9 protein-coding genes are annotated in these 13,171 nt (G+C 38.4%); 7 read left to right on the forward strand and 2 right to left on the reverse strand.

The features are described from left to right. Positions 1 to 46 precede the first annotated feature (46 nt). From G440_RS0109675 to G440_RS0109705, 5 genes are all read left to right on the forward strand, one after another. Positions 47 to 748: a hypothetical protein gene (locus G440_RS0109675; protein ID WP_157417921.1), complete on the forward strand. Its 702-nt coding sequence runs from the start codon at positions 47 to 49 to the stop codon at positions 746 to 748. A 174-nt stretch (positions 749 to 922) separates the two neighbouring features. Beyond that, positions 923 to 3,220 carry a GH92 family glycosyl hydrolase gene (locus G440_RS0109680; RefSeq protein ID WP_026451125.1) on the forward strand — a complete coding sequence of 766 codons (2,298 nt, stop codon included), beginning with the start codon at positions 923 to 925 and terminating at the stop codon, positions 3,218 to 3,220. A gap of 217 nt (positions 3,221 to 3,437) precedes the next feature. Beyond that, positions 3,438 to 4,436 carry an isoaspartyl peptidase/L-asparaginase family protein gene (locus tag G440_RS0109690; protein ID WP_026451126.1) on the forward strand — a complete coding sequence of 333 codons (999 nt, stop codon included), beginning with the start codon at positions 3,438 to 3,440 and terminating at the stop codon, positions 4,434 to 4,436. Between the two features lie 66 nt (positions 4,437 to 4,502). After that, on the forward strand, positions 4,503 to 4,970 hold the full coding sequence (locus tag G440_RS19770; RefSeq protein WP_051285269.1) for a DUF6036 family nucleotidyltransferase: 468 nt from the start codon (positions 4,503 to 4,505) through the stop codon (positions 4,968 to 4,970). 526 nt (positions 4,971 to 5,496) lie between these two features. Further along, positions 5,497 to 6,813, forward strand: coding sequence for a sugar MFS transporter (locus G440_RS0109705; protein ID WP_034259359.1), 1,317 nt, complete (start codon positions 5,497 to 5,499; stop codon positions 6,811 to 6,813). Positions 6,814 to 6,913: 100 nt separating this feature from the next. Here G440_RS0109705 and G440_RS20675 read toward each other — a convergent pair whose 3' ends face one another. Both G440_RS20675 and cphA read right to left on the reverse strand, forming a co-directional pair. Then, positions 6,914 to 7,516, reverse strand: a complete 603-nt coding sequence (locus G440_RS20675; protein WP_051285271.1) for a hypothetical protein — start codon at positions 7,514 to 7,516, stop codon at positions 6,914 to 6,916. Positions 7,517 to 7,535: 19 nt separating this feature from the next. Next, on the reverse strand, positions 7,536 to 10,172 hold the full coding sequence (gene cphA / locus G440_RS0109715) for a cyanophycin synthetase (RefSeq protein WP_026451129.1): 2,637 nt from the start codon (positions 10,170 to 10,172) through the stop codon (positions 7,536 to 7,538). A 96-nt stretch (positions 10,173 to 10,268) separates the two neighbouring features. On the opposite strand from cphA, the gene G440_RS0109720 reads away from it, so the two are divergent. Continuing rightward, the gene (locus G440_RS0109720; RefSeq protein ID WP_026451130.1) at positions 10,269 to 11,141 is read left to right on the forward strand and encodes a cyanophycinase; all 873 of its coding nucleotides are present in this window, start codon (positions 10,269 to 10,271) and stop codon (positions 11,139 to 11,141) included. Between the two features lie 223 nt (positions 11,142 to 11,364). After that, positions 11,365 to 13,143, forward strand: coding sequence for a 1-deoxy-D-xylulose-5-phosphate synthase (locus G440_RS0109725; RefSeq protein WP_026451131.1), 1,779 nt, complete (start codon positions 11,365 to 11,367; stop codon positions 13,141 to 13,143). Positions 13,144 to 13,171 lie beyond the last annotated feature (28 nt).

Genomic DNA, 13,171 nt, shown 5'->3' on the forward strand with positions numbered 1-13,171 from the left:
CGCTGTACAATTTACCCTACATTTATCCAAAATAATTCTTGATAGTATGAAGCTAATATTTTGGATTTTAACATTGCTTTTTTCCATGTCCGTAGTTGCGCAAGAAGGCACTGAAGAGGAAAGCAAAAAAACGCATTATCCTCAAACCAAAGATTATATTACTTTTAACATATTACCCATTTTTGAGCGTTTTGCACCAAGATACGGTTTCGGCTATATTCATAGATTTACTGAAAAGTGGGCCGCTGGCATAGATATCAGTTATGGCAACGATGCTTTAAAAATTGATTTCACAGATTTGGATATGATAAAATCCTTCGAAATCTATGAAATTGCTCCCCAAGTGTATCACACCTTTAATCCAGGTAGAAAAGTTGAACAATACGTTTCAGTCAAATTATTGTACTTAAATCAAACGGAGGTTTTTATCAATTCATACTATTCCCCTAAAAATGATCATACCCAAACGGCTTATGACCAAGCAAATTATAAACGGATAAAATTAAGTGCCTACTTGAATTATGGTATTTTCATCAACTTTAATAAAAGGTTTGGAATAAATCCGTACGCTGGTTTGGGCATTCGGAATAGAAAAAACAGCTATTCCCATGTGGTAAATCCTTCAAAGTATTTTAATACTCCTACAGATGGATTTCTTTTTTGGGATGATTATTTTAGAGATGAAGGACGTAAAAAAGGAGGTGTAGACTTTGTTTTTGGCGTCAAATTGTATTTTAGACTTAATTAGCCTCCATAAAAATCTCTACACACAAAATAAGAAACAAACCTAGGCGCAGTTATTAGCGAAATAATTAGATTTGAAATTCGATACAAATAGCTTTTGCTTGTCAAATAGAAATTCATCCGCCAAAAGAGATTGGCACGCTAATTTTTAAAAGACATAGTCTCAAAGAAAATTAAAATGTTTAAAAAAACAATCTATACAATTGCAATTCTCAGTTGTTTCAGCACTTTCGCCCAGAATAAGGATTTCACCCAATTTGTAAATCCATTTATCGGCACCGAAAATATGGGGCATACTTTTCCCGGAGCCACGGCACCGTTTGGAATGGTTCAGCTGAGTCCGCAGACAAATGTGGAAGCAATGTATAAATCCGACGGTAGTTACAATTCCAAAACTTATGAATATTGCGCGGGCTATCAATACGCAGACTCCACCATCATAGGTTTTTCACACACCAACTTTAGTGGAACAGGACATTCAGATCTGGGGGATTTCTTGGTGATGCCAACCCTAGGAAAACTGGTTTTGGATCCGCTGGAAACCGAAAACGGCGAAAAAGGATTTTTGTCTTCCTATTTCCATAAAAACGAAATGGCGTCACCCGGATACTACAAAGTGAAATTGGACGATTACAATATTTCAGCAGAACTTACCGCTAGTGACAGAGTGGGTTTTCATCAATATACATTTCCGAAGAGCGAGGAAGCACATATTATTTTAGATATGGTTTACAACGTTTATGGCTACGACGATAAAAACGTTTGGACTTTTGTGCGCGTTGAAAATGATTCCACTATTACCGGATACCGTCAAACCAATGGATGGGCGAGAACGCGTACCGTTTATTTCGCGATGGAATTTTCAAAACCCTTTAAAAGTTACGGTCACAAAAAATATGACAAAGCCCAATACAACAGTTTTTATAGAAAATTCAACGAAGAAGAAAATTTCCCGGAAATGGCTGGAAAAAAAATCCGTGCCTATTTCAATTTTGATACCGAAGAAAACGAAAAGATAGCTATAAAATTTGCACTTTCATCGGTAAGCACGGAAGGAGCAATGAAGAACTTAAAAGCAGAAATCCCACATTGGGATTTTGAAAAAACCAAAGCGGAAACCAAACAGAAATGGAATGACGAACTTTCAAAAATTGAAGTAAAATCAATCACTCCCGAAGACCAGATTACCTTTTATACTGCGTTGTATCATACTATGCTCAGCCCTATAATCTATGAAGATGTCGATGGAAAGTACCGCGGGCTCGATCAAAACATTCACACTTCCGAAGGCTTTATCAACTACACCATTTTTTCACTTTGGGATACCTATCGCGCTTTGCATCCACTTTTTAACATCACCCAACCAAAGCGAAACAATGATATGATAAAAAGTATGCTCGCACATCACGACCAAAGCGTGCATAAAATGTTGCCAATTTGGAGCCATTACGCAAATGAAAATTGGACTATGATAGGCTATCACGCTACTTCGGTAATTGCAGATGCCATTGCGAAAAATGTAGGCGACTTTAATAAAAAACACGCCTTGGAAGCTTCCATAAACACCGCAAACGTCGATTATTTTGACGGAATTGGCGATTACAAAAAAATGCATTTTGTACCAGAGGATAAAAGTGGATCTTCGGTTTCAAAAACTTTGGAATATGCCTATGACGACTGGTGTATTGCGCAAATAGCCAAAAGTGTTGGTAATACCGAAGCTGAAAAAGAATATTTAGAGCGTTCGGAATATTTCAAGAATGTTTATGACCCAGAAATTGGATTTATGAGGCCTAAACTTTCTGATGGAAAATTTAGAAAAGAATTTGATCCATTAGACACCCACGGACAAGGTTTTATTGAAGGTAACGCGTGGAATTATGGACTTTACGTACCGCAAAATTTAGACGAAATGATCCAAATGATGGGTGGAAAAGAGCGTTTTAGTATGCATTTGGACTCTCTTTTTACCATGGAGCTGGACGATAAATACATCGAAAAAAATGAAGATATTACCCGCGACGGAATTATGGGGAATTACGTGCACGGCAACGAGCCCGGCCATCATATTCCTTATCTTTATAATTGGACAAACAAACCGTATAAAACCCAAGAACGCGTTCGTAAAATCATGGCCGAAATGTATGATAGCGAACAAGACGGTCTCTGCGGAAATGACGATGCTGGGCAAATGAGTGCATGGTATGTTTTCAGTGCTTTAGGATTTTATCCCGTTTTGCCCGGTTCTGCAGAATATGCGCTTGGAAGCCCAATAGTTGAAAAAGCTATTTTACATTTGGATAATGGAAATTCGGTAACTATAATCGCAAAAAACCAATCTCCAAAAAATATTTATGTGAAGAGTGTTTCTGTCGATGGAAAAAAACTGAATCGAAATTACATAACCCATGATGAGATTACAAAGAGTAAAGAAGTTGTTTTTGAAATGACTAGAACTAAACCTAACTGGTTTTAAAAACCTGTTAGGTTTAAATCCTCCTTGTTGATCTGAACTCCTACAAGGTGTTCCCCGTATTTTCAGCGGGGTTCCTTGTAAGTCTGAAACAGAATAAAATGAATATCAACCACGACTTAACAGAAACAGGAAACAGGACTAAAACCCCTAAGGTTTTTGAAACCTTTGGGGTTTGGAACTTGAAACTTGCAACCTGAAACTTGAAACCAATATTACTATGAAACGCAGAAAATTTATACAAAACGCCACACTTTCCAGCTTAGGAGTTGTAGCTGGAAGTTCAGTTTTTGCTTCAAAAATTGAAGCTTCAACTTCTAAAATTCTTAATATTAAAAATGAAATAGCAGGTTTTCCTCTGGTTATCGCCACTTGGAATGTAAAAGAAAGCACCGCCGAAGCTTGGCGCGTTTTGCAGGAAGGAAAATCGGCTCTCGATGCCGTAGAACAAGGCTGTAGAATTGAAGAAGCCAACGCAGAAGGACAATCCGTAGGAATTGGGGGCTTACCAGACCGAGATGGAAAGGTGACGCTGGACGCTTGCATTATGGACAGTAAAGGGAATTATGGCGCGGTGGTTTACCTTCAGAATATATTACATCCTATTTCTGTTGCACGCAAAGTGATGGAAGACACGCCTCACGTTATTTTGGCGGGGAAAGGAGCGGAACAATTCGCTATTTCAGAAGGCTTTGAACCTGTCAATCTGCTTACAGAAAGATCGAAAAAAGATTGGGAAGAATGGAAAAAAACTTCCGAATATAAGCCTATCATCAACATTGAAAACCACGACACCATTGGTATGTTGGCCATTGACAAAAACGGCGATCTCTCTGGTGGATGTACCACAAGTGGTTTGGCCTACAAAATGGCCGGCCGTGTGGGCGATTCCCCAATAATTGGTTCCGGATTGTTTATTGATAATGAAATTGGCGGTGCCACCGCAACCGGTATGGGCGAGGAAGTTTTAAAAACCGTAGGCAGTTTTTTAATTGTTGAATTGATGCGCCAAGGCAGAACACCACAACAAGCTTGTGAGGAAGCGATTGGTCGAATTATAAAAAAGAATCCCGATTACAGCAATTTTCAAGTGGGATATATTGCCGTAAATAAAAAAGGGGAGACAGGATATTATTCCATCCACGACGGATTTTCAGTGACAAAATTTCAGGACGATAAAAACGAAAATATCCCATCTGATTTTTTTAATAAGAACTAAACCCTCTGTGTGCTCTGTGCCACTGTGGTGGGCTCTTTTACTTTAAAGGAAAACTAAAAACAAGCAATGAAAGATTTATTGGAGAAAATTTGCACAAAATTAGATTCCCAAAATATAGAATATATGATTTCGGGTAGCCTGGCATTACTGGCTTACACCATTCCCAGAATGACTCGCGACATCGATATTGTAATAAACATCCAAAACAAGGATGTGGAAAATTTTCTTGGCTTATTTGCAGATAATTTCTACATTGAACCCGCTACCGTAAGAGAAGAGGTTTCAAGAAGAGGTATGTTCAATATTATCGATTTTAAGTCTGGTTATAATATCGATTTCATAGTACGGAAAAATTCGGAATTCAATCTCCACGAATTCAATCGACGAAAAAAACAGGAGATTTTTGGTTATGAAACTTGGATAGTTTCTATTGAAGATTTAATTATTTCGAAGCTGAGATGGATACAGGAAGTTCAGAGCGATACGCAAATAAATGATATTAAATACCTCCTATTAAATCCCAACACCGATTAAGATTATGTTTTAAACTGGTGCAAAAAATTAAAATTGAACACTTATAACTTATTGTCTGATGACTGATACCCCGTTAAATATCCAAAAAAAACAAGTGGAGATTTTTCTTTCTAAAAGCCCGAAGGAAAGAGCTTCTTTAGGATTTGAGATGATTCAATTTGGTTATGAAGTTTTGAAGCAGAGAATCCGTTCTGAAAACCCAAAATACACTAAATACCAGATTGCCTTCGAAATTTTTCGTCAACTCCACCAAAAGGATTTTACGAAGATTGAATTAGAAACAATAGAATTCGCTTTTAGAAAAAATAGTCTCAGTCTCCAAAGTCAAGTTTTTTAAGATAAAAGTAAAATTATTCAAACCAATATGTTTTTCAGTGACAAAACACCAGGACGATAAAAACGAAAATATTCATCCAATTTTTTTAATAAGAACTAAACCCTCCGCGTCCTCTGTGCCTCTGTGTTTCTGTGGTAAACTAACACCACGGAGGAACAGAGGACACAGAGAAAAATGCACAATACTGCTATGACCGAAAAAAAATCCTTCCGCGCCGCATTTATCACTGTTACCGTTCTATTCTTCCTCTGGGGGTTTATCACGGTTTTAGTCGATAGTCTAGTTCCCAGATTAAAAGATGTTTTTGAGCTCAGTTACTTTCAGGCTGGCTTGGTACAGTTTGCTTTCTTTTTGGCTTATTTGGTGATTTCAGTTCCGGCTGGAGCTTTGCTTTCGCGAATCGGATATCAAAAAGGAATTATTGTTGGTTTAGGCACTATGGCCGTGGGTTGCCTACTGTTTTATCCCGCCGCTTCCGAAAGGGTATTTTGGATATTTTTGGTCGCCTATTTCACATTAGCTGGCGGAATTACCATTTTGCAGGTAGCGGCCAATCCATATGTTTCCGTACTGGGAAGTGAAGATGGCGCCTCAAGTAGGTTAAACCTTTCCCAAGCCTTTAATTCTCTAGGAACAGCAATTGCACCTATAATTGGAGCTTCTTTTTTATTGAGCGACACTATAAAATCTTCAGAAGAAATTTTAGGGTTGACAGAGATCGATAGAAGTTCCTATTACGTTTCGGAAGCTTCTGCGGTACAAACACCATTTTTATATATCGCTTCGTTCATTGGATTATTGGCACTCATGTTCGTATTTATAAAGCTTCCGACGATTTTGGAGAAAAGTCCAGTTGGAGGCTACGGAAAATTGCTGAAAAATAAAATTGTAATGATGGGCGCACTTGGTATTTTTGTTTACGTAGGTGCAGAAGTTGCCATAGGTAGTTATTTGGTAAATTATTTCACCAGCATGAATCTTTCCGAAGTAATTCTGCAAAACGAAACTATGAAATACATTGCTGAGAGTCTTTTAAACACCGATTTAAATTCCATTGACCCCAAAGCAATTGTTGGCGCCTTCGTTTTATTTTATTGGAGTGGCGCTATGGTTGGACGGTTTATTGGAGCTTATTTGACTAAAATAATGGCTCCAACCAAAGTACTATCAGTTTTTGCCTTTTTGGCCGTGTTGATGTTGTTAATTTCAATGAATACAGGAGGTTTAACAGCCATGTGGTCCATTCTTGCTGTAGGGCTTTTTAACTCAATAATGTTCCCAACTATTTTTGCATTAACCATTGATGGCCTGGGCGATTTAAAACCTCAAGCTTCCGGTTTGCTCTGTATGGCAATTGTTGGAGGCGCGGTAATTCCGCCAGCTTATGGTTTTTTAACGGACAACGTTGGGTTTAAAGTTGCGTTACTGCTGGTAATAGCTTGTTATTTATATATTCTTTTCTTTGGAATTTATAAGAGGAAGACAGCTGTTGTAGCTCAGGCTTAAGACACAAAATAGTTCATAACTATTCCTTTTATTCTGCCGAGTATAATTAAACTACTGAATGTTGACTATTCACAATCAGTAGTTTAACTCAATTTTCATTTTAAAAATTATAAGTTTCCAGTTCGTTTTTATCATCACCAAAAAGAATATCAGATCCTTCACTTGGGCCGTTCTTACTTACTTCTACTACCGATGGGTTTGAAGGGTACGAACCGTCTTTATAAATAAGTTTTCTCCACTTTCCCTCGGACTGCGTCAGTATAGGTCTCCATCCGTTTTCCATGGATCGCTCAATATAAAGTGGCGTTCTAGTTACGGTAAATTTAGTAATAGGCTCAATTTGTTTGTTCAGCAACACAATACTACAACCTCCCGTTCCGCAGAAATAAGGCGACATAAAATTGACAAATACTTCTTTTTTTCCGTCATCATTCAGATCTAATTGTTCGATTTGAAATTTTCTTTGGTCTTCTGGTATGGCACGTAAATCGGCTTCAGTCAAATATGTGGTCGTTATGTAATCCTTCACTGTAGCGACTAATTGAGCATCGTTAATTTCATTTTCAAATTCCGGGGTAATTACTGCTTCTGCAGACTCTATTTTATCAGTTTCCGTTGCGTTCTTTTTTGAATCTTGATTTTTACAGGAACTGAATGCCAATCCAACAAAAATCATAATAATGGTCATTTTTCTTATTTTCATCTATTTCTTTTAAGTTAAACTATTCAGTAAAAACCAATTTTCCATTACTTTCCATTTCCTTAAATTTCATCACTAAATCCAAGGCATCGGGAATTACATCACTACATAAAACAATCAAAGAACCTTTTTTCGCATTCTTTACTGCGTAGGTTATGGCTTCTTTTTCGGAAGGGATAATAGTTGTTTTTTTGTTTGGATCCTTCATTTGGATTCCATCATTAAGCATTTTGATAAGTGCTTCCTCAGATTTTCCTCTCAAATGCTTATCCTGGCGTATGATTATTTCATCAAACATTTCAGCAGCAATACTTCCAAGCTCGTTGGTATCCTCTTCCCTTCTATCACCCACTCCGGCAATAATTCCAACTTTTACAGTGGCTTCAAGGTTATCGGTAAATTTCTGTAGAGCTCGCATTCCTGCGGGATTATGTGCATAATCAAGTAAAATTGTGAAGTTTTCAAACTCAAACAAATTCAACCTACCTGGAGTTTGCGATGCCGATGGAATAAAAGTTTGCAAAGCTATTTTAATATCTTCCATGCCAATGCCACGGATATTTGCTGCAATAACTGCTGGAAGAATATTTTGAATCATAAAAGTCGCCTTTCCTCCATAAGTTAACGGAATATCTTCCGCTTTCATAACGCGCATTTTCCAAGTGCCACGGCATAGTGTAACATACCCGTTTTCGTAAATTGCCGTAATTCCACCTAGTTTTTGAAGTGCTTTTATTCTCGGGTTTTCCTCATCCATGGAGAATAGAGCAAGGTTGCTACTAATGCTTCTTCGCATTTCGAAAACCAAATCGTCATCGGCGTTTAAAATTGCATAGCCTTCTGGCAAAACAGTTTCTGGAATTACACCTTTTGCCTTGGCGAGTTGTTCTATGGTATGAATACCTTTCAACCCCAAATGGTCTGCCGCCACATTAGTTACAATGGCAACATCACATTTTTTAAAACCGAGACCGGCACGTAATAATCCACCTCGAGCACACTCTAAAACTGCAAAATTGACGGTTGGATCCTTTAATACAAACTCTGCACTTGCAGGACCTGTACAGTCGCCTTTCATTAATAATCTATTCTGAATATAAACCCCGTCACTAGTAGTGTAACCTACACGATGGCCTTTCATTTTTGCAATGTGGGCAATTAAACGAGTAGTTGTAGTTTTTCCATTGGTTCCCGTAACAGCTATTATTGGAATTCTACCTGTATCTCCATGATTTGGAAATAATTTGTCTACCACGGGAGCGGCAACATTTCGCGGTAAACCGATAGTAGGTGCCAAGTGCATTCTGAAACCTGGACCTGCGTTCACTTCCAATACTGCTCCGCCAGTATCTTCTAAAGGCTGACTGATGTCTGTAGTCATAATATCAATTCCACAGATGTCAAGGTCTATTATTTTTGAAATGCGTTCGGCCATGGAAACATTTGAAGGGTGTACAATATCTGTAACATCTTCAGCTGTTCCGCCTGTGCTAAGGTTTGCCGTATCTTTTAAAAGTACAACTTCATCTTTTGGTGGGATGGAGTCTTCAGTATAACCTTTAGCGGCTATAATAGTTTTGGTAAGATTGTTAATGGTTATTTTGGTAAGCACATTTTCATGACCATAACCACGACGCGGATCTTTATTTACCTCATCCACTAATTCGGTAATGGTCGATTTTCCATCACCTACAACATTTGCAGGCGTTCTTTTCGCAGCAGCCACCAGCACGTTGTTTATTACCAGCAAACGATAATCTTCGCCGGTAATATATTTTTCAATGATTACTTTATTCGAAATTTCCTTCGCTTCGCGAAATGCAACTAAGGCATCGTCATAATTATTAATATTCACCGTAATCCCACGTCCGTGGTTGCCGTCAATAGGCTTCACTACTAAAGGATAACGCACATAACTACAAGCTTCCTCAAGACTGCTTTCGCGTGAAATAATGTCGCCGCGTGGCACTTGAACTTCAGCCTGTTCCAAAAGGTATTTTGTATCTTCTTTGTCGCAGGCTATTTCCACACCAATACTGCTAGTTTCTGAAGTAACAGTGGCCTGTATTCTTTTTTGGTTTGCACCATAGCCTAATTGGCAAAGTGAATATTTATTTAAACGAATCCATGGAATTCCTCTGCTTTCCGCTTCTTCCACAATGGAACCCGTACTTGGTCCAAGACGTTCACTTTCACGAATTTCACGCATGGTTTGAATATCGGCCTCCAAATTATATTCTTTTCCATCTATCAAGGCTTGACAAACATCAACAGCGGCTTTTGCTGCAAAGCGTCCCACATTTTCTTCAATATAACTGAACACCACATTATACACACCTTTTTCACCATAATCGCGTGTTCTACCGAAACCGGTATCCATATCTGCCAAGGTCTGAATTTCCAGTGCAATATGCTCTATAATATGACCCATCCAAGTGCCGTCTTCAACTCGTTTGAAAAAGCCTCCTGCTTCGCCAACACTACAACGATGACTGTACATTGTTGGAAACATTGCTTGTAATCTATCACTAAAACCTTCAACTTTATTGGAAGGTAATTCTTCCATTTCTTCTAGGTCCAGAACCATTACTATTAATTTATGACGACGTATAGACCAATAGTTTGGCCCCCGCATGGCGTTGATTTCTCTAATTCGCATATGTTGAAGGTTTAGTTTGTTTTGAATGAATTTGATAAATATATGATTAATTTTTCTAACAATTAGCGTATTTTTGCCCACAAATTAAATAAATTCATGAGCGTAAAAGGCACTTTGATTCCCATAGGTGGAAATGAAGATAAAGGAAACGGAGAAAACGAAAGATATACATTAGAATATATTCAGGAAGGTATTCTCTCTAGAGTAGTACGGGAAAGTGGTGGGAATGATTCCCTAATAATAGTAATTCCCACGGCATCAAGTATCCCTGTTGAAGTTAGTAGTAATTATCGGGATGCATTTAATAAATTAGGCTGTAATAATGTACATGTTATGGACATTAGGAGCCGAGAAGATGCAGATAGCCCAGTCTTTTTAAAGTTGATGAAAAAGGCCAACTGTGTTATGTTCTCTGGCGGTGATCAATCTAAAATAGTGAAATATATTGGAGGAACTAAGCTGGATCAAATTATAAAAGATAAATACAAAAACGAAGATTTCATAATTGCTGGAACCAGTGCAGGCGCTATGTGCATGAGCGAGGAAATGATTACGGGTGGTGGTGTGCAGGAAGCATTTACCAAAGGCGCAGTTTCCATGGGAAATGGCATGGGCTTTATACCGAATTTTATTATTGATTCACATTTTATCCGTCGTGGTCGTTTTGGTAGATTAGCCGAGGCAGTTGCTCGATTTCCTATGAAAGTAGGAATTGGCTTGGCCGAGGATACTGGTTTAGTCATCAAAAACTGTAACGAATGTGAAGTAATCGGTTCCGGAATGGTAATTCTTTTTGATCCACGCAGACTGATTCACAACAATCGCGATTCAGTAGAAGAAGGCGCTCCTATGTCCATAACCAACCTTAAAACACATATTTTAGCCAATGGCGACAAGCTGGATATTAAAGAAAAGCGGGTGCATATTTCGCCTATTCATCTTGAAATGACGGACGCTGAAACACTTTAAACAGTAATCAGTAATCAGTAATCAGTGGTCTAAAATAAATTACCTCAGAGCAGAGTCCGCGAGGTATTCAAATTCCAAAATGACAAACTCCAAACTCCAAAAAAAATGCGAGGCAGAGCCTTGGGGAATTAAATCCAAAAAAGGATTAAAAATTATGTTTTTGCCGATGTGTATTTTTTTAAAATAGCAAATCGGCAAAAACCTAATGATGTATCTTTGTTCTATGACAGAGAGCATACTAAAAACAATTAAATTTCCAGACCAACTTCGGAAGGTTCCTCAGGAAAAATTGCCGCAATTAGCGCGCGAACTACGTGGGTTTATCATTAATATTGTCGCCACTAAAGAAGGCCATCTAGGCGCTAGTCTAGGCGTGGTTGAACTCACAATCGCTTTGCATTACGTATTTAACACACCTGATGATATTTTGGTTTGGGATGTTGGCCACCAAGCCTATGGCCATAAAATACTGACTGGCCGTAAGGAAATTTTTGACACAAACAGGCAGTTGGGGGGCATCAGTGGTTTCCCTAAGCTCAGCGAAAGTGAGTATGATACTTTTGGTGTTGGCCACAGCAGTACCGCTATTTCAGCAGCCCTTGGGATGGCGCTTGCCTCCAAGTTAAAAGGCGAAATAAACAAACAACATATTGCAGTAGTTGGCGATGCATCCATAGCTAGTGGAATCGCCTTCGAAGCTTTAAACCACGCAGGAGTAACAGACACTAACCTCTTGGTGATTTTAAATGATAATGCTATTGGCATTGACCCAAGTGTAGGTGCTTTAAAGGAATATTTAACCAAGGTTAAAACGAATGCTGTTGTTGAAACTGACAATATTTTTGAAGCACTCAATTTTAATTACTCCGGCCCTATTGACGGCCATGATATCAATCTTCTAATCTCAGAACTGGAAAGATTGAAACATATTTCAGGCCCCAAACTCCTTCATATAATCACAAAAAAAGGCAAAGGCTTAAAACAAGCCGAAGAGAATCAAGTTGTTTATCACGCTCCAGGAAAATTTGACGCACTCACAGGAGATCTTGCCCCAAAAACTAATGTTTTACAACCTCCGAAATTTCAGGATGTTTTTGGGAAAACCATCGTGGAACTTGCAGAAAAAAATAAAAAGATCATCGGTATCACTCCAGCAATGCCAACGGGAAGTTCTTTGAGATATATGATGGATATCTTCCCAGAGAGGGCCTTTGATGTTGGTATCGCAGAACAACACGCAGTTACATTTGCTGCTGGACTCGCAACGCAAGGATTTATTGTTTTCTGTAACATCTATTCTACCTTTTTACAACGTGCCTATGATCAGGTAATACACGACGTTTGCTTACAGAAAATACCAGTTATTTTCTGTTTAGATCGTGCAGGAATGGTTGGGGAAGATGGCCCCACACATCACGGTATTTTCGACTTGGCATTTTTAAACTGCATTCCAAACCTCATCATTTTTGCTCCACGCAACGAGGTTGAACTGCGAAACATTCTATTTACCGCCCAATTAGGTTTAGATCTACCCATATTTATTCGTTATCCTCGTGGAAGAGGAAGTATGCTCGATTGGCAAAAACCCTTTAGCAATATTGAAATTGGAAAAGCCGAAGTTATAAAAGAAGGTACTACAATTGCAGTATTGACCATAGGAACTATGGCTGGCAACGCAGTTAAGGCTATTGAAATGCTATCTCCTGAACAAGAAGATGAAATTGGCTGTGTAGATATGCGCTTCTTAAAACCTTTGGACGAAGACATACTTCATCGCGTCTTCAAAAAATACGAAAACATAATCACTGTTGAAGATGGCACTTTAGTAGGAGGATTAGGAACGACAATTACTTCCTTCGCTGCAAAAAATCAGTACAAAAATCGCATTGAAGTTATAGGGATTCCAGATGTATTTCCCGAACATGGAACTACTGCTGAACTGCAAAATATAGCCGGTATCTCTTCAGAAGAAATAAATAAATCCCTTCAAAAATATTTATAAAAAAAGAGGCTCGATTGAGCCTCTTTTA

This window comes from Aequorivita capsosiphonis DSM 23843 (genome assembly GCF_000429125.1).
Lineage (GTDB): Bacteria > Bacteroidota > Bacteroidia > Flavobacteriales > Flavobacteriaceae > Aequorivita > Aequorivita capsosiphonis.